Source organism: Pseudomonas sp. GW531-T4, assembly GCF_017349615.1.
Lineage (GTDB): Bacteria > Pseudomonadota > Gammaproteobacteria > Pseudomonadales > Pseudomonadaceae > Aquipseudomonas > Aquipseudomonas chlororaphis_I.
Genome location: NZ_JACMZT010000020.1, coordinates 1 through 26,582, shown reverse-complemented (window position 1 = coordinate 26,582; position 26,582 = coordinate 1). Strand labels below are relative to the sequence as shown.

Sequence of the window (26,582 nt, the reverse complement as noted above, 5' to 3'; positions counted from 1 at the left end):
ATTCAGACTCGCTCGATGGCGCGCTCGCCGAACAGGCCGGCGGGACGGATATAAAGGAAGGCCAGGGCCAGCACATAGGCGAACCACGGGGTGATGCCGCCGCCGATCAGCGGGCCGATATAGACCTCGGCCAGGTTCTCGGCGGCGCCGACGATCAGCCCGCCGACAATCGCCCCGCCGATCGAGGTGAAGCCGCCGATGATCAGCACCGGCAGGGCCTTGAGCACCACCAGCGACAGCGAGAACTGCACACCCTGGCGCGCGCCCCAGAGCAGCCCGGCCACCAGCCCGACGATGCCGGCCACGGCCCAGACGATCTGCCAGATGCGGTTGAGGTTGATGCCGATCGACAGCGCGGCCGTGGTGTCGTCGGCCACCGCGCGCAGCGACACGCCGATGCGGGTCTTGTTGAACAGCAGCGCCAGCACTGTCACCAGCACCACCGCGGTGGCCGCGGCGATCAGGTCGAACTGGCTGAGCATCAACGGCCCGAGCAACAGCGGCACGTCGTCGATGCCCAGGTCCAGCGCCCTGACCTGGGAGCCCATCAGCCCCTGGGCCAGGCCCTCGATGATGAACGACAGGCCCAGGGTGGCCATGAACAGGGTGATCTGCGAACGATTGACCAGCGGCCGCAACACCAGCCGCTCGATCAGCCAGGCGCCGGCGATCATCACCAGCACCGTCGCCAGCAGCGCCAGGACAAAGGGCACGCCCTGGTCGTGCAGGCTGACGAAGGTCAGCGCGGCGAACAGCAGCATCGCGCCCTGGGCGAAATTGAACACGCCGCTGGCCTTGTAGATCAGCACGAAGCCGATGGCCACCAGCGAATACATAGTGCCGGCCAACAGGCCGCCGAGCAGGGTTTCGAAGAAAAAGCCCATCAGTGCACCACCCCCAGGTAGGCGGCGATCACCTCGGGGTCGGCCTGCACTTCGGCCGGGGTGCCGTCGCCGACCTTGCGCCCGTAGTCCAGCACCACCACATGATCGGACAGCTCCATGACCACGCTCATATCGTGTTCGATCAGCACCACCGTGGTGCCGAGGTCGCGGTTGATATCGGCGATGAAGCGCGCCATGTCCTGCTTTTCCTCGGCGTTCATCCCGGCCATGGGCTCGTCCAGCAGCAACAGGCTGGGCCCGGCGATCAAGGCCCGGCCCAGCTCGACGCGCTTTTGCAGGCCGTAGGACAGGTTGCCCACCGGCACGTCGCGCTGCGCCTGCAACTCGAGGAACTCGAGAACGCCCTGGGCCAGCTGCCGATGGGCCTCGGCCTCGCGCCGTGCCCGGGGCAACCCCAGGGCCTGCTCGATAAAGCTGGCGCGGGTATGCCGCGACAGGCCGCTGAGCAGGTTGTCGATCACGCTCATCTGCTTGAACAGCGCGTTGTTCTGGAAGGTGCGGCCGATGCCCCGGCGCGCGGCCTGCAAGGGGTCGATACGCTGGAACGCCTCGCGGTCGAAGACAATCGAGCCGGCGTCGAAGCGATAGACGCCATTGAGGATATTGAGCAAGGAACTCTTGCCGGCACCGTTGGGCCCGATCAGCGCGCAGATCTCGCCGCGCGCGACCGCGAAGGACAGCTGGTTGATCGCCTTCACCCCCTTGAACGACAGGGAGATGGCATTGACTTGCAGGATGGGGTCGGCGGCGCTCATGCAATGTTCCGTTTGAATTCGGCCAGCCACACCGGCGCTGAAGGTTTCGAGGGCGTGCCGGGGGCCTGCCAGATGTAATCCAGGCGCTGGAACCCCAGGAGCCGGCGCACCCGGTTCTTCAGCAGCCGTTGCAGGGGGCGGTGCGGCTGGGCAATGGCCCAGTCGCACAGGCGGCGGCGCCAACTGCCGGGGGGCGCCAGGCGGCTTTCGATATCGTCGGCCAGGCGTTGCAGGCAAGGGCCCGAGAGCAGCAGGCCGCTGGGAGCGACATCGCGGCGGTCGCGGCTGGCCGAACCGCGGCTTTCCGGGAAGGCCAGGCTATGGCCGCTGTGCAGCCACTGGTGCAGCAAGACCCTCAGGCCTTCCGGCCAGTGCGTGCCCTCCTCGCTCCACAGCTGCGCGGCATGGGCCGGATGCCGCCAGTGGTTCTGGCGCTGGGGCTTTTCCCGGCTGCCCAGCAGGTCGCTGAAGGCCAGCACCGGCTGGCGCGAACCCTCTGGCAGGCGCGGAACGGTCTGATGGGCGATCAACAATTGCGGGGCGATGCTGTTTTCGCCGGCCGCGACCCAGCGCAGCAGTTGCTGGCGCGAATGCACGAAGGCATGGCTGGGGTGCAGGTTCCACAGGGCCTGGCGCAGGGCTTGCGGGTCGAGTTCGTCGCTCAGGGTCAGCACCTGGCCGCCCACCCGTTGCGCGGCCAGGGCCAGAAGCAGCAGGTTGGGCTCGAACAGACCGCTCAACGCCAGTCGCGAGCCTTCGTCGAAACCCTGTTGCCGCAAGCCGTCGGCCAGGCGCTCGACATCGCGCGCGGCATCGATCCAGCGCCAGTTGTACCAATGGCCGTGGCGCTTGTGGCGCAACGCACTGGCCAGCGGGCTGACCTGCGCCCAGTGCTGCAACAGCTCCAGGGCCGCGGGCAGCAGCACGCTGTTTTCCGGTGTTCGTGCATCCGCCGGGGGCGAACGCTTGAGTTCATGCACGCTCATGGACTGACCTCGTTCCTTGGGCAAAAGCGTGCGGTGGTCCGCTGGCTGGTTTTTTGGTTTGCACTGCACCAGTAGCCGCTGCCGAAGGCTGCGATCGACCGGAACGGTCGCGGCGATTGCACTCACGCCGGAGGTCCTCCGGACCTATCGCAGCCTTCGGCAGCGGCTACAGGGCAGGTACGCGGATGGAGGCCACCTGCTGCTCCTGGCGCTGCAAGGCCGCCAGGTCGCGATAAGCGCTGCCCGGATGACTCTCCGGCAAGCGCGGCCCGGCGCCGAACAGCTTCTCGCGCAAGGTGCCGGGGGCGTAGTCGGTCTTGTACACGCCGCGCTTCTGCAACTCGGGGACCAGCAGCTCGACGGCGTCGACAAAGGTTTCGTGGGTCAGCGCATAGGCCAGGTTGAAGCCGTCCACATCGGTGTCCTCGACCCACTCCTGGAGCAGGTCGGCCACGGTTTCCGGGCTGCCGACGAACAGCGGGCCGAAGCCGCCGATGCCGACCCAGTCCGCCAGCTCATGGGGCGTCCAGACCTTGTTCGGGTCGGCCGTGGAGAAGGCTTCCACCGCCGACTGGATGGCGTTGGTGTGCACATGCTTGAGCGGCTCATCGGGCTTGAACTGGCTGAAGTCGATGCCGGTCCAGCCGGAAATCAGCGCCATGGCGCCCTCGTAGCTGACCCAGGACTTGTACTCCTCGAACTTGGCCCTGGCCTTGGCGTCGGTCTCGCCGAGGATCACCGTCTGCAGGTTGAAGATCAGGATCTTCGCCGGATCGCGCCCGGCCTCGGCGGCGCGGCGGCGGATATCGGCCACGGTCTTCTTCAGCAGCACCTTGGACGGCGCGGCGACAAACACGCACTCGGCCTGCTCGGCGGCGAACTGCTTGCCACGGCTCGACGCACCGGCCTGGTAGAGCACCGGGGTGCGTTGCGGCGAAGGCTCGCAGAGGTGGATGCCCGGCACCTGGAAGTGTTGGCCGAAGTGGCGGATCTCATGGATCTTGCTCGGGTCGCTGAAGATCCGCCGTTCCCGGTCGCGCAGCACCGCGCCCTCTTCCCAGCTGCCTTCCCAGAGCTTGTAGCAAACCTGCAGGTATTCCTCGGCGTAGTCGTAGCGGGCGTCGTGCTCGGTCTGGGCTTTCTGCCCTAGGTTCTTCGCCCCGCTTTCCAGGTAGGAGGTGACGATGTTCCAGCCGGCGCGGCCCTTGGTCAGGTGATCGAGGGTGGAAAGACGCCGGGCGAAGGGATAGGGATGCTCGAACGACAGCGACGCGGTCAGGCCGAAGCCCAGGTGCTCGGTGACCAGGGCCATGGGCGGGATCAGTTGCAGCGGGTCGTTCACCGGCACCTGGGCCGCCTGGCGGATCGCCGCCTCGCCGTTGCCCTGGTAGACGTCATAGATGCCCAGCACATCGGCAATGAACAGGCCGTCGAACTTGCCGCGCTCGAGGATCCGCGCCAGGTCGGTCCAGTATTCGAGGTCCTTGTACTGCCAGGAACGGTCCCGGGGGTGGGCCCACAGGCCCGGCGACTGATGGCCGACACAGTTCATGTCGAAGGCGTTGAGACGGATTTCACGGGGCATCAAACCGCACTCCTGAAACTGGGCGGCACCACGCCATTGAGGCGGTAGTTGCCGATCAACGGGTATTTCCAGCGCAACGGCTCATCCAGCGCGGCGGGCAGCGGGCTGCGCTGGCCGGTCAGCTCGAACTCGGCGTGGCTCACCGCGAGCAAGGCCTCGCGGCTGGCGATGGCCGCCTCGGCCTGGGCCACGCCGACCTCGGCGACATCCTGTTCCCTGGCGAGCAAGGCCTGCGCCCGCTCCTGCAAGGCGGCGGCGACTTCGATGCGGATCAGCAGGTCGCCAAAGCGGCTGATCACATAAGGGTCGTCGCTGGCCCTGGCCAGGCCGCTGCCGGGCCAGGGCTTGGCCTGTTCGCGGACAAAGGTGAGGGTCGATTGCAGCAGCTCGCGGGCGCGGCGCAGGTCGTCGTGGCTTGGCTCGTGCTGTGTATCGGAGTGCTTTTGCCGGGCGCTGGCTTGGCTCAATGCGTTCATGGGCGGTTCCTCAGTTCCAGGCGTGGCGGGCCGGCTTGACGCCGTTGAGCAGGAAGTTGCCGATCAGGTGGTATTTCCAGCGCGCCGGATCATGCAGGGTGTGGGTCCGCGCGTTGCGCCAGTAGCGGTCGAGGTTGTACTTGCCGAGCACCGAGCGGGTGCCGGCCAGCTCGAACAGCTTGCTGCTGGCGAGCAAGGCGCTTTCCGTCGACAGCACCTTGGCTTGCGCCACCACCACCGAGGCCTGGGCCACTGTGTCTTCGTTGGGCTCGCGCAGCGCCTGGTCGATGGCCAGGCCGGCTTTTTCCAGGATCGCTTCGCTGCCGTGGACCCGCCATTCCAGGTCGCCAATGGCGGCGATGGTGAACGGGTCCTGCCAGCCATGGTCCTGGCCGCTGTCGATCCAGGGCCGCGACTGGCGGGCGTGGCGCTTGGCTTCTTCCAGGGCGCCGACTGCCAGGCCGGTGTCCACCGCCGCCTGGATGATCTGCGAGATCGGCCCGTCGGCGGTGGGCTCGTCGAACGCGCGATGGGCCGGGATCACCGCGCTCAGCGGCACCTGCACCGCCTCGAGGGTGACGCCGCCGCTGGCGGTGGTGCGCTGGCCGAAACCGTCCCAGCTGTCGATCACCGTCAGGCCGGGGTTATCCCGTTCGATAAAGGCGATGAACGCCTTGTTCTCTTCGTCGACCGCCACCGCCGGCACGATATGGGCGAACAAGGCACCGGTGCAGTAGAACTTCTCGCCGTCGATCCGCGCGCCGTCGGCGTTGAAGCGGATGCGGGTCTCGAAGGCGCCTGCGTGCTTGCTGCCGGCTTCGGAGAACGCGTTGCCGAAGCGATACCCCTGCAGCACCTTGGCGAAGTAGTAGCGCTTCTGCTCTTCGCTGGCGGTCTGCAGCAGGATGTCGAGCACGCCCAGGTGGTTCTGCGGCAGCTGGCCGAGGGACGAGTCGGCGGCGGAAATGATCTTGATCACCTCCGCCACCGTCACGTAGGACACCCCGGCGCCGCCGTAGGCCTTGGGAATGGTGATGCCCCACAGGCCGCTGGCGGAGAACTCGTCGAGCTCGGCGAACGGCAGGCGCCGCTCGCGATCGCGCACGCTGGCCTCGACGGCGAAACGTTCGGCCAGGGTCCGGGCGACGGCGATTGCCTCGGCATCGGAGCGGATGATGTGGGCGGTTCGGGTGGGTTGAGCGGTGGCTGTCATGGCCGACTCCAGGTCCTGTCGAATGCGGAAGATCCGTTCTGACCGGGAGATTGCAGGAGTCGTGCCGAAGCCTATAAAGCTTATGAATCAGTAAGTTGAATCGAACTCATAAGAAATAAAATCAACTTAAAACAGGCAAAATGTTCAAGCACTGTTGCCCAGGCAACAGTGCTCAGATCACCACGTTGCGCACGAAACGCACCGCCACCGTCCCATCGTTGCGATAGGCATGTGGCAGGTTGCTGGCGAACATGAAGAACTCGCCGCTGTCCAGGCGCCGCTCCTGCTCGCCCAGGACCAGGGTCAGGCAACCTTCGCAGACATACAGCTGCTCGCTCCAGCCTTCGGCGTCCGGCTCCGACAGGTATTGCTCGCCCGGTTCCAGGCGCCACTCCCACAGCTCCACTTCGCGGCAGGCGTTGGCCTTGGCCAGCAGCACCGCCTTGCTCCCGGGAAGCAGCCCGGCCCAGGCCAGCTCGTTGATGCGGCTCGGGTCGCGGGCATCGGGGGCCTGGATCAGGTCGCTGAAGGCCACGTCCAGGGCCTCGGCCACCCGGTCCAGGGTGCTGAGGCTGACATTCTTCTCACCGGCCTCGATGGCCACCAGCATCCGTCGGCTGACCCCGGACCTTTCCGCCAGGGCGCTCTGGCTCAGCTCGGCGGCGTGGCGCAGGCGCCGGACGTTGTGACTGACATGCTGCAGCACGGATGCGCGCTGCCCAGGATCTTTGTGCACTATATTGCTCACTGTATGGATTTGCGCAGTATACTGCCCAACTTCGCGGCGCATTGTGCGGCCGCCCCGGGTAGCGCGCAAGGGCATGACGTCGGTGAACTCCTCCAAACCTTCCTCCTTCTTCCTCAAACTGAGCAAAGCCGAGTGCGTGCTGGTGCTGATCACCATGGTCTGGGGCGGGACCTTTCTCACCGTGCAGCACGCCATGACCGTCAGCGGCCCGATGTTCTTCGTCGGCCTGCGGTTCGCCGCGGCGGCCTGCATCGTCGGGCTGTTCTCCCTGCGCAGCCTGCGCGGGCTGACCCTGTTCGAACTCAAGGCCGGGGTCTTCATCGGCACCGCCATCATGCTCGGCTACGGCCTGCAGACCGTGGGCCTGCAAAGCATTCCCAGCAGCCAGTCGGCCTTTATCACCGCGCTGTACGTGCCCTTCGTGCCGCTGCTGCAATGGCTGTTCATGGGCAAGCGCCCGGGGCTGATGCCGAGCATCGGCATCATGCTGGCCTTCACCGGCCTGATGCTGCTCTCAGGGCCGAGCGGCGCCGCGCTGGACTTCAGCCCGGGCGAAATCGCCACCCTGATCAGCACCGTGGCCATCGCCGCGGAAATCATCCTGATCAGCACCTACGCCGGCCAGGTCGATGTGCGCCGGGTCACCGTAGTACAACTGGCTGCCACCTCGGTGCTGTCGTTCCTGATGGTGGTGCCGACCCAGGAAGCCATCCCGGACTTTTCCTGGCTGCTGCTGGCCAGTGCCCTGGGCCTGGGCGCCGCCAGCGCGGCGATCCAGGTGGCGATGAACTGGGCGCAGAAAAGCGTCTCGCCGACCCGCGCCACCCTGATCTACGCCGGCGAACCGGTGTGGGCCGGGCTGGTCGGGCGCATCGCCGGCGAGCGCCTGCCGGCCCTGGCCCTGCTGGGCGGCGCGCTGATCGTCGCGGCGGTGATCGTCAGCGAGTTGAAGACCAAGGGTAAGAGTAGCGAGGTGGTCGAGGCGGATCGGCTGGATGAGACGGCGGATTCGCAACGCTGAGTCAGCGCGGCAACGACTCGACAATGGCCGCCAGTTCCTGCCGGGACAGCTGGCCAGCCTTTACGGCAGCAACAATGTCTTCTCGCGTCATGGTTTGAGCCGGGGCCTGCTCGGCATCGACATTCCATAACCACAGGGGGCTGATCCGCTCCTGCCCCGGCCAGAAGGCCTTGGGCAAGGCTTCCTGAGCGATGACGCCCTTGTGATAGAAGTACGCCAGGTAGCGGCTATGGCCCTCGGCAAAGCCGGTGTCGTAATAGAGCACCGTGCCGGCGGGCAAGGCCGCCGCCGCTGGCCCTTCGATCGACAAGGGCTCCAGGGTCTTGAAGCGGCTCATGCCGGCAGTGGGCCCGGCCAGGGTCAGCCACAGCCAGACAATCCAGCCGCCGAAGGCCATCAGCAGCAGGCTGGCGAGGGTTTTGCGGGTAAAGGTTCCGAGGGTCATAAAGGGCCTGTCTGCTTCCGTTCAAGCGGGTCCGTTGCCAAGGGGCGCGACCATAGCACCGCGCGCAGCGCTTTGTTGTCATTCATGCTGGGCAAACTGCCATGACTTTGGTGCCGGCTGGCTTTTCGTTCCCTGTCTTGAACGCCGTTCGAAGGGGTTTTGTAGGATCCTGCCACAGCTTCAAGGTTGGTGATCACAGAGTCGGCACGTATGATGCATCACAATTTCCCGCAGATTAGAAGCCTATGTCCCTGATAGTTCTACTGCTTCTGCCTTTTATCGGCAGCTGTCTGGCGGCCCTGCTGCCGCACAACGCGCGTAACACCGAGTCCCTGCTGGCCGGCCTGGTCGCCTTGGCCGGTACCGTGGCGGTGGCCTCGATGTACCCGCAGATCGCCCATGGCGGCGTGATCCGTGAAGAATTCAACTGGCTGCCCAGCCTCGGCCTGAACTTCGTCCTGCGCATGGACGGCTTCGCCTGGCTATTCTCCATGCTGGTGCTGGCCATCGGCACCCTGGTGTCGCTCTACGCGCGCTACTACATGTCGCCGGAAGACCCGGTGCCGCGCTTCTTCGCGTTTTTCCTGGCCTTCATGGGCGCCATGCTCGGCCTGGTGATTTCCGGCAACCTGATCCAGATCGTGTTCTTCTGGGAACTGACCAGCCTGTTCTCCTTCCTGTTGATCGGCTACTGGCACCACCGCTCCGATGCCCGGCGCGGCGCCTACATGGCGCTGATGGTCACCGGCGCGGGGGGCTTGTGCCTGCTGGCGGGGGTCATGCTGCTCGGCCATGTGGTCGGCAGCTACGACCTGGACCAGGTCCTGGCTGCCGGAGATCTCATCCGAGCCCACGCCCTCTACCCCATCCTCCTGCCCCTGATCCTGATCGGCGCCCTCAGCAAAAGCGCGCAGTTCCCCTTCCACTTCTGGCTACCCCACGCCATGGCCGCGCCGACACCGGTCTCGGCCTACCTGCACTCGGCGACCATGGTCAAGGCCGGGGTCTTCCTCCTTGCCCGCCTCTGGCCGTCGCTGTCCGGCAGCGAAGAATGGTTCTGGATCGTCGGCGGCGCCGGTGCCGCGACCCTGGTGCTGGGCGCCTACTGCGCGATGTTCCAGAACGACCTCAAGGGCCTGCTGGCCTACTCGACCATCAGCCACCTGGGCCTGATCACCCTGCTGCTGGGCCTGAACAGCCCGCTGGCCGCGGTGGCCGCGGTGTTCCATATCCTCAACCACGCCACCTTCAAGGCCTCGCTGTTCATGGCCGCCGGCATCATCGACCACGAAAGCGGCACCCGCGACATCCGCAAGCTCAACGGCCTGATCAAGCTGATGCCGTTCACCGCGACCCTGGCCATGGTCGCCAGCGCCTCCATGGCCGGCGTGCCGCTGCTCAACGGTTTCCTGTCAAAAGAGATGTTCTTCGCCGAGACGGTGTTCATCAATTCCACCGCCTGGGTCGAGGCCGCCCTGCCGGTGATCGCCACCATCGCCGGGACCTTCAGCGTCGCCTACTCCCTGCGCTTCACCGTGGATGTGTTCTTCGGTAAACCGGCCGAAGACCTGCCGCATACGCCCCACGAGCCACCGCGCTGGATGCGCGCGCCGGTGGAGCTGCTGGTGTTCACCTGCCTGCTGGTGGGGATCTTCCCGGCGCAGATGGTCGGCCCGCTGCTGGCCGCGGCCGCCCAGCCAGTGGTCGGCGGCACCCTGCCGGAGTACAGCCTGGCGATCTGGCACGGCCTGAATGCGCCGATCATCATGAGCCTGATCGCCATGTCCGCTGGCATCGTGCTCTACCTGCTGCTGCGCGCCCCGCTGGTGCGCGGCCACTTCGCCTACCCACCGCTCATTGGCCGCTTCAACGGCAAGCGCCTGTTCGAGCGCAGCCTGGTGAGCATGATGCGCCTGGCCCGGCGCCTGGAGCGGCACATCAGCACCAAGCGCCTGCAGACCCAGCTGTTCCTGCTGGTGCTGGTGGCGGTGCTGGCCGGCCTGATCCCGATGCTCTACAGCAGCCTGAGCTGGGGCGACCGGCCGAAGATCCCGGGCTCCATCGTCTTCGTCACCCTCTGGCTGCTGGCCATCGCCTGCGCCCTGGGCGCCGCCTGGCAAGCCAAGTACCACCGCCTGGCGGCCCTGACCATGGTCAGCGTCTGCGGCCTGATGACCTGCGTGACCTTCGTCTGGTTCTCCGCGCCGGACCTGGCCCTGACCCAGCTGGTGGTGGAAGTGGTGACCACAGTGCTGATCCTGCTCGGCCTGCGCTGGCTGCCACGGCGGATCGAGGACGTCTCGCCACTGCCGAGCAGCGTGCCCAAGGCCCGTGCCCGCCGCCTGCGCGACCTGCTGCTGTCGATCGCCGTCGGCCTGGGCATGGCCGTGCTGTCCTACGCCATGCTGACCCGCCAGACCCCCAACGACATTTCTTCGTTCTACCTCAGCCGCGCCCTGCCGGAAGGCGGTGGCAGCAATGTGGTAAACGTGATGCTGGTGGACTTCCGCGGCTTCGACACCCTGGGCGAGATCACCGTGCTGGCGGCCGTGGCCCTGACCGTATTCGCCCTGCTGCGACGCTTCCGCCCACCGAAGGAAAGCATGCAGCTGCCAGCCCAGCAGCGCCTGCTGGCGCCCGACGTGGTCACCGACCTGGTCAACCCGCGCCAGGCCAGCGACACCGCCCTGGGCTTCATGATGGTGCCGGCGGTGCTGGTGCGCCTGCTGCTGCCGATCGCCCTGGTGGTGTCGTTCTACCTGTTCATGCGCGGCCACAACCTGCCGGGCGGCGGTTTCGTCGCCGGCCTGGTGATGTCGGTGGCGTTCATCCTGCAATACATGGTCGCCGGCACCCAGTGGGTCGAGGCCCAGATGAGCCTGCGACCGCTGCGCTGGATGGGCACCGGCCTGCTGTTCGCCACCCTGACCGGGCTCGGCGCCCTGGCGTTCGGCTACCCGTTCCTGACCACCCACACCCTGCACCTGGACCTGCCGCTGCTCGGTGATATCCATATCGCCAGCGCGCTGTTCTTCGACATCGGCGTGTATGCCGTGGTGGTCGGCTCGACCCTGCTGATCCTCACCGCGCTGGCGCACCAGTCGGTGCGGGCGCACAAGCCGAGCCCGTCCAAATCCCTTGCCAAGACAGGAGCCACTGCCTGATGGAAGAAGTCATTGCAATTGCCATTGGTGTGCTGGCGGCCTCCGGCGTCTGGCTGGTGCTGCGGCCACGGACCTTCCAGGTGGTGATGGGCCTGTGCCTGCTGTCCTACGGGGTCAACCTGTTCATCTTCAGCATGGGCAGCCTGTTCATCGGCAAGGAGCCGATCATCAAGGACGGCGTGCCCCAGGACCTGCTGCACTACACCGACCCGCTGCCCCAGGCGCTGGTGCTCACGGCGATCGTCATCAGCTTCGCCATGACCGCGCTGTTCCTGGTGGTGCTGCTGGCGTCCAGGGGCCTGACCGGCACCGACCATGTGGATGGCCGGGAGCCCAAGGAATGAGCCTGATGCCGCACCTGATCGTCGCGCCTATCCTGCTGCCGCTGCTGACCGCCGCGGTGATGCTGATGCTCGGCGAGAAACATCGCCCGCTCAAAGCCAAGATCAATCTGTTCTCCAGCATGCTCGGCCTGGGCATCTCCGTGCTGTTGCTGTACTGGACCCAGCAGACCGGCGTGCCCGGCTCCGTCGGCGTGTACCTGCCGGGCAACTGGCAGGTGCCGTTCGGCATCGTGCTGGTGGTCGATCGCCTGTCGGCGCTGATGCTGGTACTCACCGGGATCATCGGCGTCAGCGCCCTGCTGTTCGCCATGGCCCGCTGGGACCGCGCCGGGGCCAGCTTCCACGCGCTGTTCCAGATCCAGCTGATGGGCCTGTACGGCGCCTTCCTGACCGCCGACCTGTTCAACCTGTTCGTGTTCTTCGAAGTGCTGCTGGCCGCCTCCTACGGCCTGATGCTCCACGGCTCCGGCCGCGCGCGGGTGTCCGCCGGCCTGCACTACGTGGCGATCAACCTGCTGGCCTCGTCGCTGTTCCTGATCGGCGCGGCGCTGATCTACGGCGTCACCGGCACCCTGAACATGGCCGACCTGGCGCTGAAGATCCCGCTGGTGCCGGAAGCCGACCGCGGCCTGCTGCACGCCGGCGCGGCGATCCTCGCCACCGCGTTCCTGGCCAAGGCCGGCATCTGGCCGCTGAACTTCTGGCTGGTGCCGGCCTATTCCGCGGCCAGCGCGCCGGTGGCGGCGATGTTCGCGATCATGACCAAGGTCGGCGTCTACACCCTGCTGCGCCTGTGGACCCTGCTGTTCTCCGGGCAGGCCGGGGCCTCGGCCTACTTCGGCGGCGACTGGCTGATCTACGGCGGCATGGCGACCATCGTCTGCGCGGCCCTGGCGATCCTCGCCGCGCAGCGCCTGGAACGCATGGCCAGCCTGAGCATCCTGGTCTCGGCCGGGATCCTCCTGGCAGCGATTGGCTTCGCCCAGCCCAGGCTGATCGCCGGCGCGCTGTTCTACCTGGTCAGCTCGACCCTGGCCCTGAGCGCGCTGTTCCTCCTGGCGGAGCTGATCGAGCGCTCGCGCTCGGCCAACGAAATCCCCCTGGACGACGAGGCCGAAGCCCTGCCCCGGCCTCAGGAGTCGCTGCAACCGCCACCGGGCACCAACCTCGACGACGAGCGCAAAGCCGTGGTCGGCCAGGTGATTCCCTGGACCATGGCCTTCCTCGGCCTGAGCTTCATTGCCTGCGCGCTGCTGATCATCGGCATGCCGCCGCTGTCGGGTTTCATCGGCAAGCTGAGCCTGATCGGCGCCCTGCTCAACCCTGCCGGGCTGGGCCAGGCCAGCGATGCGCCGCTGTCCGGCGCCGCCTGGGGCCTGCTGGCCTTGCTGATCCTCTCCGGCCTGGCGTCGCTGATCGCCTTTTCGCGCCTGGGCATCCAGCGTTTCTGGAGCCCGGAAGAACGGCCGTCGCCGCTGCTGCGGCGCTTCGAGTGCGTGCCGATCATCGCCCTGCTCGGGCTGTGCATGCTGCTGACCGTCAAGGCCGAGCCGCTGCTGCGCTTTACCCAGGCCGCCGCCGACAGCCTCAACGACCCGCAGCGATATGTGATGGCCGTGCTCGGCACCCGGGCGGTCCCCAGCCCCGAGGCCCAGGCGGCGTTGCAGGAGGTGCGGCCATGAAGCGCCTGTTCCCCGCGCCCTGGTTGTCGCTGGCGCTGTGGCTGCTGTGGCTGGTGCTGAACCTGTCCGTCAGCCCCGGCAACCTGCTGCTCGGCGCGCTCCTGGGCTTCTGCGCGCCGTTGATGATGCGGCCGTTGCGCCCGCTGCCGATCCGCATCCGCCGCCCCGCGACCATCCTGCGCCTGTTCCTGCTGGTCGGCCGCGATGTGCTGCTGTCGAACCTGGCCGTGGCCTGGGGTGTGCTCAACGCCGGGCGCCGCCCGCCGCGCTCGCGCTTCGTCAAGATCCCCCTGGACCTGCGCGACGCCAACGGCCTGGCCGCGCTCTCGACCATCACCACGGTGGTGCCGGGCACGGTGTGGTCCGAGCTGTCCCTGGACCGCAGCATCCTGCTGCTGCATGTGTTCGACCTGGACGACGAAGCGGCTTTCATCCAGCACTTCAAGACGACCTACGAGCGTCCGTTGATGGAGATCTTCGAATGAGTGCCCTGCTCACGAACGCGATCCTGCTCAGCCTGTTCCTGTTTTCCGTGGCCATGGTCCTGACCCTGGTCCGGCTGTTCAAGGGCCCCTCGGCCCAGGACCGGGTCCTGGCCCTGGACTACCTGTACATCCTGGCGATGCTGATGATGCTGGTGCTGGGCATCCGTTATGCCAGCGACACCTACTTCGAGGCGGCGCTGCTGATCGCCCTGTTCGGCTTCGTCGGCTCCTTCGCCCTGGCCAAATTCCTCCTGCGTGGCGAGGTGATCGAATGAATGCCGTCAGTGAACTGTCGTGGTGGATCGAGATACCGGTGGCGATCCTGCTGGTGCTCAGCAGCGCCTTCGCCCTGATCGGCGCCATCGGCATGCTGCGCATGAAGGACTACTTCCAGCGCATGCACCCACCGGCCCTGGCCTCGACCCTGGGCGCCTGGTGCGTGGCCCTGGCGTCGATCCTGTATTTCTCGGGGATGAAGTCCGCGCCTGTGCTGCACGCCTGGCTGATTCCGATCCTGCTGTCGATCACCGTGCCGGTGACCACCCTGCTGCTGGCGCGGGCGGCGCTGTTCCGCAAGCGCATGGCCGGCGACGATGTGCCGGCGGAGGTCAGCAGCCGGCGTCGCGAAAGCGGCAGTTGAGGGATGCCCGCCACACGCGCCCTTTGTAGGAGCGAGCTTGCTCGCGATGAACGTCAACGATGACGCGGACCATCTGCGGGAATCCGTTGAACCGGCTTTTTTCGCGAGCAAGCTCGCTCCTACAAGAGGGAGGCACTCAGTTCCAGGCCACCACCAGCAACCCCGCCCCCAGCACCACGCACAGCGGCGAATAGAACAAGGTGTCCAGCCGGGCGAACCTGGACTCGCTGACTTCCTTGAAGAACCCCACCAGGTTCGAATCGCCAATGGCCCGGGCGAACATCAGCAAGGCCATCGCGCTGATCACCCATTGCAGCGCCGGGTGGCTCACCGTCGGCAGGTACAGGCCCACCCGCAGGCACACCAGCATCGCGATCAGCAGCAGGCCCACCGCCACCAGCAAGGTGGCGAACCCCGAGGGTTTGAACGCCGGCTCCAGCTCACCCGGCGTCCTGCCCGGCACCTGGGGGATCGCCGCCTCGCTACCGCGCTTGCCGCCGGCGGCCCAGTACAGGTGGATCAGGCTGATCAGCAGGAAGGCTCCTGCCATCCATTGCGCGATCAAAACATTCATATGCAAACGTCCATGGCAAAAAATGTTGCTGAAGAATGGACCCGCTCGCGCGTTTTTGTAAGTACGTTCGTCGCCTGCGATGGTAAAGTGCCGCCCCATGAAATTCGCCCGAACCGATCGCTCGCTCATTGCCTGGATGCTCTATTGCTGCGTCCTGTTCAATGTGTTCGCCTGCAGCATCGGCCACGGGCAAATGGTCGGCCAGCAGCTCAACGGGATCGGCGGCCAGTTCTGTACGGTGGACTCGCGCACCCAGGCACCGGCCTCCTCCAACCCGGTCGACGAATCGCTGCCGACCCTGTCCAAGGCCTTCGGTTGCCCGCTGTGTTCCACCGGCGGCATGGGCCCGGCGTTCAACTCCAGCCTGACCCTGGCGATCCTGCCGCAGCACCACAGCCCGCCGCTGGCGCCCCGCGCCACCGCTGACATTCCCACCCGCTTCACCTGGCCCGCGGCCCACCCGCGCGCGCCGCCCGCCTTCGCCTGAGTCTTCTGCCCCTGTCATCAGCCCGCCCCGTGCCAATGCACGGCGTCAGGGTCTGTACGGAAAGTCACTGTGCGCTAAGCACCTTCGCGCTATGCAGGCCATGCTGCGTTAAAAGCAGGCTCGCCTGACCTTCGCTCGCCGACTTTTCGTACGGACCCTGAACCCCGGGCTGCTTCCTAGCCAAGAATTCAGGATCTACCGATGAAACACATTCCCCTGCTGGCCAGCCTGTGCGGCTGCCTGTCCGTCAGCGCCTGGGCGCAATCCAGCGTCGACCTGGCACCGATCACCATCGACGGCGACCAGCCCGTCGAACCCGGCCTGGCCCTCGACCAGTCCAGCGGCATGGCCTCGCGCCTGGGCCTGAGCGTCCGTGAGACCCCGGCCTCGGTGGCGGTGGCCAACCGCAACGACATCGAGCTGCGCGGCGCGCAGAACTTCCAGGACGCCGCCAACAGCCTGCCCGGGGTCAATGCCAGCGCCCCGCCGGGGTTCGGCGGCTTCGTCTCCTACCGGGGTTTCAGCAACAGCCAGATCACCCAGATGTTCAACGGCATCAACGTGTCCAGCGGCCTGGCACGGCCGGTGGATTCGTGGATCTATGACCGGGTCGAACTGCTCGGCGGCCCCTCCTCGCTGGTCAACGGCGCCGGCTCCGTGGGCGGTTCGCTGAACTACGTGACCAAGCTGGCCGACCGCCAGGAGCGGGCCATCGAGGGCCGGGTCAGCTACGGCAGCTACGACACCACGCAAACCGCCTTCGGCCTCAACCACGCCCTCAGCGAAGCCGGCGACGAGGTGCAGCACTACGCCCGCCTCGACGTCAGCCACAACACCAGCAACGGCTACATCGACCGCCAGGAACGGGATGCCTGGAGCCTGGCGTTCTCCCTGCTCAGCGACCTGACGCCGGACCTGTCCCACACCCTGGCCGTGGAATACCAGGACGAACACGAGGACAGCCCGTACTGGGGCACCCCGGTGCTCAACCCCAAGGCCGGCGAGCTGAAGATCGACAAGCACAACCGCTTCAACAACTACAACGTCGAGGACGGCCGCTACGAGCAGCGCACGATCTGGGTGCGCTCGATCGTCGACTACCGGATCAACGACAGCACCAGCCTGCGCAACACCCTCTATCACCTGGACAGCCAGCGCGACTACCGCAACCTGGAGACCTACCAGTACAACGCCGACAACAGCGCGGTGAACCGCTCCACGGCCTATCAGGTGCGGCACCAGGGTGAGCAGAACGGCAACCAGTTCGAGCTGCGCCACGACACCTCGATCTTCGGCCTGGACAGCACCTGGTCCGGTGGCTTCGAGTACAAGGTCAACCGCACCACCAACTCGCCGCTGAACGTCAAGGCGGCCAACAGCGTCGACCCGAACGATTACCAGCCGGGGCATTTCTACGACCTGCCGGGCACCCGCCAGGGCTTTGTCGCCGACAAGACCAACGAGGTCACCACCCAGGCGTTGTTCGTCGAGAATCGCCTGGCCCTGACCGACCGGCTGGCGCTGCTCACCGGCCTGCGCTACGACAACATCGACCTGGACGTGACCAACCACCGATTGGTGACGGCGAGCAATCCACGACACCTCAAGCGCCGTTGGGAACCGGTCACCGGCCGGGTCGGCCTGAGCTATCAGTTTCTCCCGAGTGCCAATGTCTATGTGCAGTACAGCACCGCCGCCGAGCAGCCCAACAACAGCACCCAGGCCTTCGATGTCTCCACGGGCAAGCAATGGGAAGTGGGCAGCAAGTTCGATTATCTGGACGGCCGCGGCTCGGCGACCCTGGCGGCCTACCGCATCGAGCGCAAGGACTTCGCGGTGACCGACCCGCTGGACCCGACCCTGAGCATCCCGGTGGGCCAGCAGACCTCCAAGGGCATCGAGGTGGCCAGCTCGCTGCGGGTCACCCCGAAGCTGCTGCTCGAGGGCAACTTCGCCTGGGTCGATGCGCAGTACGACGAGTTCACCGAGAAGAACGCCGCGGGCGTGGTGGTGTCACGCAAGGGCAATACCCCGACCAACGTGCCGGACCGGGTCGGCAACCTGTGGCTGACCTATGACCTGGCGCCGCAGTGGCAGACCGGGGTCGATGCGCGTTATGTGGCCTCGGTGTACGCCGACACGGCCAACACCCTGACCGTGCCCTCCTACACCCTGTACGGCACCTTCCTCACCTACAAGCTCGACAACCACACCTCAATCACCGGGCGGGTGCGCAACCTGACCGACGAGGTCTACGCCAGGTTCGCCCATGTCTCGCCGGCTTACTACCTGGGTACGCCACGGACCTTCGAACTGGCGGTGCAGACCCGCTTCTAAAAACATCGCGGGCAAGCCTCGCTCCTACAGGGTTACGCAAACTTCTGTAGGAGCGAGGCTTGCCCGCGATAGCGATCTCACTCTCACCGCAATCTCTCAATCGAGACTGGCACTGACCTTATCCGCCACATCCCCGGGCAACCACGCCCGCCACACCTGCGGATGCGCCTTGAGAAAGGCCCGCGCCGCTTCCCGGGGCGGCGTGTGCTTCTCGCTCATCTCGGCCAGGGCCTTGTTCAGCGGATCGATCGGCAAATCGACCTTGCTGAAGAACTCGGCGATCTGCGGGTACTGCTTCTGGAACGGCGTGGACACGCCAATCGACAGCTTCGAGGCCAGCGAACGCGTGGGACGTGGGTTGGGGTGCTCGGGATCGGTCAGGGTTTTCCAGGCCTCGGCATCGAACGGCGGCTCTTCCAGCTGGATCAGCTTGAAGCGGCCGAGCAAGGGGGTCGGCGACCAGTAGTAGAACAGGACCGGCTGGCCGCGACGGATCGATGAAGTGATCTCGGCGTCCAGCGCCGCACCGGAACCGCTGCGGAAATTCACATAGCTGTCGGTCAGGCCATAGGCCTTGAGCTTCTGCTTGTTCACCACTTCCGAGGTCCAGCCGATGGGGCTGTTGAGAAAACGCCCCTTGCCCGGGCTTTCCGGGTCCTTGAACACATCCTTGTAGCGCGCAAGGTCCGTGACGCTGCGCAGGCCCGGTGCCAGCGGCTTGATGCCCTTGGCCGGGTCGCCCTTGACCACGTATTCCGGCACCCACCAGCCTTCGGTCGCGCCCTTCACCGTGTCGCCCAGGGCCGCCACCTTGCCCTCGGCCTCGGCCTTGACCCACACCGGGCTGCGTCCGGCCCACTCTTCGCCGATGACCTGGATATCGTTGTTGGCCAGCGCGGTTTCCAGGGTGATGGTGGTGCCCGGCAAGGTGTCGGTCGGCAGGTCGTAACCCTTCTCGACGATGGTGCGCAGGATATCGGTGATCAGGCTGCCGCTTTCCCAGTTCAGGTCGGCGAAGTGGATCGGCGCCGGTGCCGCCCAAGCGCCGGCGGGCGCCAGCAAAATACCCAGGCCGAGCAGCGCGCCGCCCAGCAGTGTCCGCAGTCCTTTCATGCCTGTGCCCCTTGTGCCGTTCACAGCGTTGCAGGATGGTCTCGCGATCGGGGACCGCAAGCCTCTGATTATTTAAGTCATCTGACTGTAGTAGAGGTTCCTGCTTTCGACGGGGACTTCAGTCTGCGCCCTGCTCCTGCAGGCGCTGCAACTCGCGGCGCACCATGCTGGCGTATGCCGCAGGCTTCAGGACATACAGCTGCGAAGCCACCCAGGCCAGCCAGGCGCCTTGCAACACGGCTTTCTGTTCGAACAGGCGCTGGGCCTCGGCGCGGGCGCGCGCAAGATGCTGCTGATGGAATTCGGCGCGGCTCACTCGCTGGCCTTGAAGCTCACCAGTTCACCCTTGCGCCATTTGGCGGCCTTGCCGGTCACGGCTTTCAGGGTCTTGGTCAGGCCTTCCTGCAACTGCTGGTTGGCGGCGAACACCGTCACTACGCTGTGGCCTTCCTTGAACAGGATGGCGTGGCCGTCGGCGGTGCTGACAAAGGCGTATTCGCCCAGGCCGTAGACGGTCAGCTTGATCTCGCGAAAACGGATTTCGAACTTGCCGCCTTCACGGCTGGGCAGGACCGCCGCACGGAAATGATCGCCGACCTTGAGTTCCAGGCGCGGCTTGTCGTCCACGACCAGCGCTGTCTCGGTGTCGATTTCGGCGACGTAAATGCCTTCCGGCGTCTGTTCGGTGATGTAGACGAAACGTGACTGGAACTGTTTGACCAACTTTGCGCGCAAATCGCCCAGGACGAACAACGCGTGCATATCAAGATTACTGACTGCCAAGGAAAGATCCCCGAAACTGAAAATGACTCTGCCCGCGTAAACGACGGACAGCAGAAAAAGGCGGCCGAACCGGCGCCGTGACTCCACATGAAAACAATCCGAAAAAGCACCACTCGCCAACGCGTAGGCGCAAACACCGGTGCGCCCCTCCCCAGGACAACCGGAAGGACTACCGGACCGTTTGGCCCGCATCAAGCGCAGAAGAAGTGGTTCCGACCCGCCGAGAAAGCTGCGCACTCACTGTCGATCGGAAAACCTCACGATCCTTTCGTCACCCTTAATGGGACGGGAGTGCTGCAGGTAAACATCAATCTCTGACTGCCGGGGCAATTCTAGAGCAACTTTATGTATTCAGAGCAACCCATGCGTGAGCAAATCGCTGAAAAAACCTCTTTTATCCTGCCGGTCAGCCACTTGCGTGACTTAACTCAGCCATCGACGGGCAACAACTGCCATACTGCCGCGACCTTGAAGCCAGCCACCGGCCAGCTTCACCAGCATATTTTCCAGGGGAAAGTCGGACGTGACGGAATTCGATATAGGCGAGTTTTTCATTCATGGCGAAGCCCGGGACGTCGAGGGCGAGTTCCAGGCCGTGATCGTGATGCGCGCCAAGCCACCGCTGCGCACCGTGCGCTACCACCAGGTGGAAAAGGACCGTTGGTTCAAGACCGCGGAACTGGCCGAAGCTGCCGCCAAGGACGCCGCCCGCGCCCTCAAGCAGGCCGTCGACCAGGGCGCCCTGAACCTCTGAGCCCGCGGTAAAGGATTGCCGCGCCCGACCGACATATTGGCGAGCCTTCCTGTAAAGAGCGCCATGATGATCGACCTCAACCCACCTGCCCGCCTCCCGTCCCTGGCCGAGTTCGCCCTGCCAGGCGCGGCGGGCAGCGAAAGCCCGGCGAGCGATCCGTTTGACCTGCGCACCGCGATCACCCGGGCGACCAACGCTGCTCCCGACGGCGTGCTCGAAGCGAAAAAGAAACGCATCAGGCTGCTGCGCAAACAGATCGAGCAATTGCAGCAGCGGCTGCGCAAGGCCAACGAGCGCCTGGCGATGGTGCAAAGCGCCGCCCGGCATCGCGCCACCGACGCGCACATGCAGGCCTTGTCCGCCGCCCGGGCCCAGGCGCAGGCCGCCAGCAGCGCCTTGTCGATGGCCCAGGTGGCACTGTTCCAGGCCGAAAGCGCGGTGATCGGCAGCGAGGTCTGAAGGCGCGGATGCCTGCGCCCTCAGGCCGAACGGCTGAACAGCGGGTGTCCGGCCTTGTCCCGCGCCAGCTGGGCCAGCCAGGACGCCTGGCATTCCACGGCCTCCTCCCGGCTGGCGAACGGCGCGCCGCGGCGCTCGCCATTGACCAGCACGACCCAGCACACATTCAGCCCGACCGCGCGAAAGGTGGCCGGTACACCGCTACCAATCATCACTGCGACATCGACTTTGCTTTGCATGAGGACTTCTCCTGGCAACTAGTTAGCTAGCTAACAATGTCGCCATACTAATGAGTTCCCATGCTGGGAAAAAGCCATCTCTTGCACAGCTTCGTTGCAGGGCCGGTAACAATGACCGGCCCGCTCGGGCTCAGCCGCGCGCGGCCTCGACAGCCTGCTCCGGTTTGTAGCCCAGGCGCAGGCCGCCCCAATGCCGGCCCTTGACCCTGATCGGCACCGACAAATCGTGCATCAGTTCGCCGGTATCGCGGGTGTAGGTTTGCAGCAACAGCGGCTGCTGGTGGCTGCCGCAGCGGATGCCGGTGCGGTCCTCGAACTTGCGCTTGGTGCGGTTGTGCAGGGTATCCACCTGCGGGTCGCCGGTCAGCGGCTGCGAGAACACCTGGTTGTGGGTCGGCACGTAGCCCTGGGGCGTGCAGGCGATGGCGAACACCAGGCCTTCGTGACGCGCCAGCAACGGCTCCTGGATCGCCGGCAGCACCTGATCGGCGTAGCGGTCGAAGCGGGTCTGGTATTTCACCGGCTGGGTATTGGCGATCGGCTGGTAGCTGCGGTCGAACAGGTCGTCGAGGCTGATGCGGCTGGCGTCCAGGTCCGCCTCGAACTGCTCGGCGATGCGTCGGGCGCCTTCCTGGGCCAGGTCGTAGATGCGCTGGTGATAGTCGTCCAGGCCGACTGCCGCCAGGCGCTCGCTGATGATCTCCGCCTGCCCTTCCATCTGCACCGCCGCCTCGGCCAGGCTCCGGGTCTGCTGGTCGCTCACCGCCAGGTCGCCGCGCACCTGCTCCACGGCATGGAACAGGCTGTCCAGTTGCTGGCGATTGGTCTCGGCGCCGCGGGCGATCTCGCCGACCTGGCTTTCCACCCCCGCCGACAGCCGGGCGATGTTCTGCAAATGCTGGCCGGTGGACTCGACCTGCTCCACCCCGGTGTTCAGGTCGCTGGACAGCTGGCGGATCTGCTCCACCACCTGGGCAGTGCGCTGCTGGATATCGCCGACCATCACCCCGACCTCGTCGGTGGCGGTGGCCGTGCGCCCGGCCAGGCCGCGCACTTCATCGGCCACCACGGCGAACCCGCGCCCGTGCTCCCCGGCCCGCGCCGCCTCGATGGCGGCATTCAGCGCCAGCAGGTTGGTCTGGCTGGCGATCGACTGGATCACCAGCGCCACCCGCTGGATGTCTTCGCTGCGCTGGCTCAAGGCCTCGATCAGTTCCCGGCTGTCGTTGGCGCTTTGGCTGAGGCGGTGCATGCGGGTGATCGACTCGCCCAGCACCACGCTGCCTTCGGCGCTGCTGCGATGGGCTTCGCTGGCGGCGCTCAGGGCCTGCTGGCTGAGCTGCGCGGCCAGTTGCTCGGTGTGGATCATCGCCTCGGCGCTGCTGACGATGCGCGCCGCCGAGTCCAGTTGCGACTGCACCCGCCCGGCCAGTTGCCGGACCGAATAGGCCACGCCGGCGGCCGACAGTGCGTTATGGCTGGTGCTGTAGGACAGGTCGCGAGTCAGCGCGGCGATCTCGCCGTTGTCGACGCTGCTCGCCGGCGCTGCGGCCTTGGGCCTGGCCAGGCGCGGCAGCCAGACGATCAGCAGCATCAGCGGCACGGCAAGGTAGAAGGAAAGCAGCCCCTGGGACAGGGCATACAACACTAGCAGCAAGGCGCCGCTTTGCAGGGCTGGAACCTGCCAGCGCCGGGTGGCTTGGGCTGTTGGCAGCGGTTGCGCAGTGGCAGCCGACAAAGATCCGTCTTGCGTCATCTGGATTACCCCACGTTTTTCTAATTATTTGCTCTGCATTGAACGCCACTAAAAAGCCATTATCCATGGTCCATTAGTCGCAGGTTTGCAGCAGATCAATAGAAATGCGCGAGGGGCTTTCAGGGCGCCCACAAACGACTCGCGGGCAAGCCTGCCAGCCCAGGTGCAGTGGCGACCTTGGGGTGGGGCTTGCCCGCGAGGGGAGAAGTCTTGGCGATCAGGCCTGACGCTGGTGCTTGTCGATCTGCTCGTGACGTTCCTGAGCTTCGATGCAGTACTTGGTGGTCGGGCTGATCAGCAGGCGTTTCAGGCCGATCGGCTCGCCGCTGTCGTCGCACCAGCCGAAGCTGTCGTCGCCGATACGGCCCAGGGCCTGCTCCAGCTGCGGCAGCATGCGCTGGTCGCGGTCGATAGCGTTGACCAGCCAGGTCCGCTCTTCCTCTACGGAAGCCGCGTCGGCAGGGTCGGCCGGGGTGTCCAGGCTCTCAATGGCGATTCGGTTCTGTTCGATGCGCTCGTGGGTTTCGACCTTCATGGCCTGCAACAGCTCAGTGAAAAAAGCCAGCTGCTCGGCGTTCATGTAGTCATCCGCCGGCATGGCCAGCAACTTTTCCTTTGTCATTGATTTCTCTATAAAAAATACGTGCATTAAGGCGAATTAAAGCTGTTTTCCGTGCCCCCTTTCGGGGCATCGGAAAGGCGCCATACATTCCAAGCGCCACCCGGCACTCAATTTACGAGGGGCGGCAGTCTAAGGCCCGTTTGAGGCCTCAGCAACTGAAATGACATCGAATTTGTCCGACAAGCCCTGAAAGCCCGCCAGGGCTGGCTTTGGCGGCGGTTATCGGAGTGCGTTTATAACAAGAAATTCCATCGGCCGGGGTCTTTTAGAAGACAAACGGCAACGGCAGGCCCGAAAAAGGCCTGCCGCTGCCGTGGTGCAAGGCTTCTGTAGGAGCGAGGCTTGCCCGCGATAATCGTCAATACGCCGCGGTGCATCAGATGCTAAGCGTTATCGTTGAAGTCCATCGCGAGCAAGCTTCGCTCCTACAGAAGCACAGGGCTCAGCGCTTGAGCTTGCGCTTGTTGCGGTACTGGTCGATGACCACCGCCACCACGATGATCAGGCCCTTGATGATATCCTGGATGTAGGCATCGACACCGACGAAGGTGAAACCGCTGGCCATCACCCCGAGGATCAGCGCGCCGATCACGGTGCCGGTGATGCGCCCCACGCCGCCGGCCAGGCTGGTGCCGCCGATCACCGCGGCGGCGATGGCGTCCAGCTCGTAGGACATGCCCATGCCCGCCTGCCCGGTCGCCGCCCGCGCCGAGGCCACCACCCCGGCCAGCCCCGCCAGCAGCCCGGCGATGCTGTAGACGATCACCAGGTGGCGCTTGACGTTGATCCCCGAGGTCCGCGCCGCCTGCATGTTGCCGCCGATGGCGTAGGTGTACTTGCCGTACTTGGTGTAGCGCAGGGCGATATGGAAGATCACCGCCACCACCAGGAAGATGATCACCGGCATCGCACCGTGGCCGATGGCCGTGTAGGAATCCGAGAGCATGCTGATCGGCTGGCCCTCAGTGTAGTAACGCGCCAGGCCGCGCGCCGAGACCATCATGCCGAGGGTGGCGATAAAGGGCGGGATCCCGGTGATGGCGATGATGCTGCCGTTGATCGCCCCCGCCAGCAGCCCTACCCCCAGCCCGGCCACCACCCGGATCCACACCGGCAGGTCGGTCAGCGACGGGAACACCGCGCGGGTGAAGTCCGAGGTCTGCGCCAGGCTGGCGGCAATCATTGCCGACAGCGCCAGCACCGAGCCGGACGACAGGTCGATGCCGGTGGTGATGATCACCTGGGTCACGCCGATGGCCAGCAGGCCGATGATCGACACCTGCAGGATCATCAGCACCAGGCGCTGGGAGTTCATCAGGAAGCTCTGGTCGCGCACGATCCAGCCGAACAGTTCGAACACCAGGCCGATGCCGATCAGCACCAGGAAGATGCTCAGTTCGGTGGGCAGGCGCCGGCGCGTTCTGGCTGGCGCCGCCGCGGGTTTGTTTTCCAGTATCGCGTTCATAAGCCTTCACCTTCTTCTTGTATGGCCGGCGGCGAACACAGCTCGCCGATGGCCTTGATACGTTTGCCGGCTAGTGGACCAGGGACATCCCGGAAGCCAGTTGCATGACCTTCTCCTGGGTCGCTTCGCCGCGGTCGAGGGTGCCCATCAGCTCGCCCTCGTGCATGACCATCACCCGATCGCTCATGCCCAGCACTTCCGGCAGCTCCGAAGAAATCATGATCACCGCCATGCCCTCACCGGCGAGGTAGGCGATCAGCCGGTAGATCTCGGCCTTGGCGCCGACGTCGATGCCGCGGGTCGGTTCGTCGAGGATCAGCACCCGCGGGTTGGTCATCAGCCAGCGGGCGAGTAAGGCCTTCTGCTGGTTGCCGCCGGACAGGGTGTCGATGCACTGCTCCAGGGACGGGGTCTTGACCCGCAGCTTCTTGCACATGTCCTCGCACAGGGCGCGCAGGGCCTTCTGCTGGATGAAGCCGTTGCCGGCGTAGTGCGGCAGCACCGCCATCTCCATGTTTTCCAGGACCGACAGGCAGGGGAACAGGCCGCTGAGCTTGCGGTCCTCGGTCAGCAGGGCAAAACCCTTTTCGATGGCCATGTGCGGGTCGCTGATGCGCACCGGCTGGCCGTCGAGGCGGATCTCGCCGCCGTCGCTGGGGGTGATGCCGAAAATCGTCTCGGCCACGTTGGTGCGGCCCGAGCCCATCAGCCCGGCGATGCCGAGAATCTCCCCGGCGTGCAGGTCGAAGGACACGCCCTCGAACACCCCGTCCAGGCGCAGGTCGCGCACCGACATCAGCAGCTCGCCGATGGGCTTCTCGCGCACCGGGAACAACTGGCTGAGTTCGCGGCCGACCATCATCGAGATCAGGCTGTCGCCGTCCATGCTGTCGGCCCGTTGCAGGCCGATGTAGGCGCCGTCGCGGAACACCGCCACTTCATCGGCGATGGCGAACACTTCGTTCATCTTGTGGGTGATATAGATGATGCCCTTACCCTGGGCCTTGAGGTCGGCGATGATCGAGAACAGGTGCGCCACCTCTTTCTCGGTAATGGCCGAGGTCGGCTCGTCCATGATCAGGATGTCGGAGTCGTAGGACACCGCCTTGGCGATCTCGACCATCTGCCGCTCGGCGATGCTCAGGTTGCCCACCTGTTCCTCGGGGTCGAGGTTGATGCGCAGGCGTTCCAGCAACAGCGTGGTGCAGCGGTGCATCTCGCGGTGATCGATCATATGCAGGCCGTTGAGCTGCTCGCGGCCGATCCAGATGTTCTCGGCAATGCTCATGTGCGGCATCAGGTTGAGCTCCTGGTGGATCATCGCGATCCCCGCCTGCAAGGCCGCCAGCGGCGTCTCGAAATTCACCCGCCGGCCCTTGAGCCGCAGCTCGCCGGCGTCCGGCTGGTAGATCCCGGCGATGATTTTCATCAGGGTCGACTTGCCCGCGCCGTTCTCCCCCATCAGCGCCAGCACCGTGCCGGGACGCACCCGCAGCTGTACATCGGACAGGGCGACAACCCCGGGAAAGCCCTTGCTGACGTTG

The 26,582-nt window shown here is 65.6% G+C and carries 27 protein-coding genes and 1 pseudogene; 11 read left to right on the top strand and 17 right to left on the bottom strand.

Features of this window, described 5'->3' with window-relative positions:
- Positions 1-2: 2 nt before the first annotated feature.
- The 7 genes from J4D28_RS17295 to J4D28_RS17265 form a co-directional block, all read right to left on the bottom strand.
- Positions 3-884 (bottom strand): branched-chain amino acid ABC transporter permease, encoded by an 882-nt coding sequence (locus J4D28_RS17295; protein WP_009048497.1) that lies wholly within the window; start codon positions 882-884, stop codon positions 3-5.
- Entirely contained in the window at positions 884-1,660 is a 777-nt protein-coding gene (locus J4D28_RS17290) for an ABC transporter ATP-binding protein (protein WP_103331370.1), read from the bottom strand. Before J4D28_RS17290 ends, J4D28_RS17295 begins: the two co-directional genes overlap by 1 nt.
- Positions 1,657-2,646: an AMP-binding protein gene (locus J4D28_RS17285; RefSeq protein ID WP_103331371.1), complete on the bottom strand. Its 990-nt coding sequence runs from the start codon at positions 2,644-2,646 to the stop codon at positions 1,657-1,659. Before J4D28_RS17285 ends, J4D28_RS17290 begins: the two co-directional genes overlap by 4 nt.
- Before the next feature lie 166 nt (positions 2,647-2,812).
- Positions 2,813-4,231 carry an LLM class flavin-dependent oxidoreductase gene (locus tag J4D28_RS17280; RefSeq protein WP_103331372.1) on the bottom strand — a complete coding sequence of 473 codons (1,419 nt, stop codon included), beginning with the start codon at positions 4,229-4,231 and terminating at the stop codon, positions 2,813-2,815.
- Positions 4,231-4,707, bottom strand: coding sequence for an acyl-CoA dehydrogenase (locus tag J4D28_RS17275; protein WP_103331373.1), 477 nt, complete (start codon positions 4,705-4,707; stop codon positions 4,231-4,233). The genes J4D28_RS17280 and J4D28_RS17275 overlap by 1 nt, the downstream gene beginning before the upstream one ends.
- Positions 4,708-4,717: 10 nt before the next feature.
- Complete coding sequence (locus J4D28_RS17270) at positions 4,718-5,920, bottom strand: SfnB family sulfur acquisition oxidoreductase (protein ID WP_016701804.1); 1,203 nt, start codon at positions 5,918-5,920, stop codon at positions 4,718-4,720.
- A gap of 172 nt (positions 5,921-6,092) precedes the next feature.
- Positions 6,093-6,656, bottom strand: a complete 564-nt coding sequence (locus J4D28_RS17265) for a helix-turn-helix domain-containing protein (protein WP_103331379.1) — start codon at positions 6,654-6,656, stop codon at positions 6,093-6,095.
- Between the two features lie 15 nt (positions 6,657-6,671).
- Here J4D28_RS17265 and J4D28_RS17260 point away from each other — a divergent pair.
- A pseudogene (locus J4D28_RS17260) lies at positions 6,672-7,689 on the top strand (DMT family transporter).
- A gap of 1 nt (position 7,690) precedes the next feature.
- On the opposite strand, the gene J4D28_RS17255 reads toward J4D28_RS17260, so the two are convergent.
- Entirely contained in the window at positions 7,691-8,134 is a 444-nt protein-coding gene (locus J4D28_RS17255) for a hypothetical protein (protein ID WP_103331374.1), read from the bottom strand.
- Between the two features lie 245 nt (positions 8,135-8,379).
- Between J4D28_RS17255 and J4D28_RS17250 the strand changes: the two genes are divergently transcribed.
- The 6 genes from J4D28_RS17250 to J4D28_RS17225 are packed head-to-tail and all read left to right on the top strand — an operon-like array spanning position 8,380 to position 14,449.
- Positions 8,380-11,298, top strand: a complete 2,919-nt coding sequence (locus J4D28_RS17250; protein ID WP_009048488.1) for a monovalent cation/H+ antiporter subunit A — start codon at positions 8,380-8,382, stop codon at positions 11,296-11,298.
- A complete protein-coding gene (locus J4D28_RS17245; protein ID WP_003202835.1) occupies positions 11,298-11,642 on the top strand; it encodes a Na+/H+ antiporter subunit C in 345 nt (114 codons plus the stop codon). Before J4D28_RS17250 ends, J4D28_RS17245 begins: the two co-directional genes overlap by 1 nt.
- Positions 11,639-13,324, top strand: coding sequence for a monovalent cation/H+ antiporter subunit D (locus tag J4D28_RS17240; protein WP_103331375.1), 1,686 nt, complete (start codon positions 11,639-11,641; stop codon positions 13,322-13,324). The genes J4D28_RS17245 and J4D28_RS17240 overlap by 4 nt, the downstream gene beginning before the upstream one ends.
- Entirely contained in the window at positions 13,321-13,809 is a 489-nt protein-coding gene (locus J4D28_RS17235) for a Na+/H+ antiporter subunit E (RefSeq protein WP_009048486.1), read from the top strand. Before J4D28_RS17240 ends, J4D28_RS17235 begins: the two co-directional genes overlap by 4 nt.
- The gene (locus J4D28_RS17230) at positions 13,806-14,084 is read left to right on the top strand and encodes a K+/H+ antiporter subunit F (RefSeq protein WP_009048485.1); all 279 of its coding nucleotides are present in this window, start codon (positions 13,806-13,808) and stop codon (positions 14,082-14,084) included. The genes J4D28_RS17235 and J4D28_RS17230 overlap by 4 nt, the downstream gene beginning before the upstream one ends.
- Positions 14,081-14,449 carry a Na+/H+ antiporter subunit G gene (locus J4D28_RS17225; protein WP_028682678.1) on the top strand — a complete coding sequence of 123 codons (369 nt, stop codon included), beginning with the start codon at positions 14,081-14,083 and terminating at the stop codon, positions 14,447-14,449. Before J4D28_RS17230 ends, J4D28_RS17225 begins: the two co-directional genes overlap by 4 nt.
- Positions 14,450-14,585: 136 nt before the next feature.
- Here the strand turns inward: J4D28_RS17225 and J4D28_RS17220 are convergent, their stop codons facing one another.
- Entirely contained in the window at positions 14,586-15,023 is a 438-nt protein-coding gene (locus J4D28_RS17220; protein WP_009048483.1) for a DUF3995 domain-containing protein, read from the bottom strand.
- Positions 15,024-15,120: 97 nt separating this feature from the next.
- On the opposite strand from J4D28_RS17220, the gene J4D28_RS17215 reads away from it, so the two are divergent.
- Positions 15,121-15,510 carry a DUF2946 domain-containing protein gene (locus tag J4D28_RS17215; protein WP_041986627.1) on the top strand — a complete coding sequence of 130 codons (390 nt, stop codon included), beginning with the start codon at positions 15,121-15,123 and terminating at the stop codon, positions 15,508-15,510.
- A gap of 201 nt (positions 15,511-15,711) precedes the next feature.
- Positions 15,712-17,847 carry a TonB-dependent siderophore receptor gene (locus J4D28_RS17210; protein ID WP_103331376.1) on the top strand — a complete coding sequence of 712 codons (2,136 nt, stop codon included), beginning with the start codon at positions 15,712-15,714 and terminating at the stop codon, positions 17,845-17,847.
- A 96-nt stretch (positions 17,848-17,943) separates the two neighbouring features.
- Here the strand turns inward: J4D28_RS17210 and J4D28_RS17205 are convergent, their stop codons facing one another.
- From J4D28_RS17205 to J4D28_RS17195, 3 genes are all read right to left on the bottom strand, one after another.
- The gene (locus J4D28_RS17205; RefSeq protein WP_016701795.1) at positions 17,944-18,960 is read right to left on the bottom strand and encodes an ABC transporter substrate-binding protein; all 1,017 of its coding nucleotides are present in this window, start codon (positions 18,958-18,960) and stop codon (positions 17,944-17,946) included.
- 118 nt (positions 18,961-19,078) lie between these two features.
- Entirely contained in the window at positions 19,079-19,276 is a 198-nt protein-coding gene (locus J4D28_RS17200) for a hypothetical protein (protein WP_009048479.1), read from the bottom strand.
- Complete coding sequence (locus J4D28_RS17195; protein ID WP_031286381.1) at positions 19,273-19,722, bottom strand: hypothetical protein; 450 nt, start codon at positions 19,720-19,722, stop codon at positions 19,273-19,275. Before J4D28_RS17195 ends, J4D28_RS17200 begins: the two co-directional genes overlap by 4 nt.
- 544 nt (positions 19,723-20,266) lie before the next feature.
- Between J4D28_RS17195 and J4D28_RS17190 the strand changes: the two genes are divergently transcribed.
- Positions 20,267-20,497, top strand: a complete 231-nt coding sequence (locus tag J4D28_RS17190) for a hypothetical protein (protein WP_016701793.1) — start codon at positions 20,267-20,269, stop codon at positions 20,495-20,497.
- A 66-nt stretch (positions 20,498-20,563) separates the two neighbouring features.
- Positions 20,564-20,956 carry a hypothetical protein gene (locus J4D28_RS17185; RefSeq protein WP_016701792.1) on the top strand — a complete coding sequence of 131 codons (393 nt, stop codon included), beginning with the start codon at positions 20,564-20,566 and terminating at the stop codon, positions 20,954-20,956.
- A 20-nt stretch (positions 20,957-20,976) separates the two neighbouring features.
- Here J4D28_RS17185 and J4D28_RS17180 read toward each other — a convergent pair whose 3' ends face one another.
- From J4D28_RS17180 to J4D28_RS17160, 5 genes are all read right to left on the bottom strand, one after another.
- Entirely contained in the window at positions 20,977-21,195 is a 219-nt protein-coding gene (locus tag J4D28_RS17180; RefSeq protein WP_009048476.1) for a hypothetical protein, read from the bottom strand.
- A gap of 130 nt (positions 21,196-21,325) precedes the next feature.
- Positions 21,326-22,564: a methyl-accepting chemotaxis protein gene (locus tag J4D28_RS17175; RefSeq protein ID WP_404940523.1), complete on the bottom strand. Its 1,239-nt coding sequence runs from the start codon at positions 22,562-22,564 to the stop codon at positions 21,326-21,328.
- A gap of 604 nt (positions 22,565-23,168) precedes the next feature.
- Positions 23,169-23,573: a TraR/DksA family transcriptional regulator gene (locus tag J4D28_RS17170; protein WP_007923643.1), complete on the bottom strand. Its 405-nt coding sequence runs from the start codon at positions 23,571-23,573 to the stop codon at positions 23,169-23,171.
- A 442-nt stretch (positions 23,574-24,015) separates the two neighbouring features.
- Entirely contained in the window at positions 24,016-25,038 is a 1,023-nt protein-coding gene (locus J4D28_RS17165; protein WP_207246433.1) for an ABC transporter permease, read from the bottom strand.
- Between the two features lie 70 nt (positions 25,039-25,108).
- A partial coding sequence (locus tag J4D28_RS17160; RefSeq protein ID WP_207246432.1) for a sugar ABC transporter ATP-binding protein occupies positions 25,109-26,582 on the bottom strand: 1,474 nt, incomplete at its 5' end.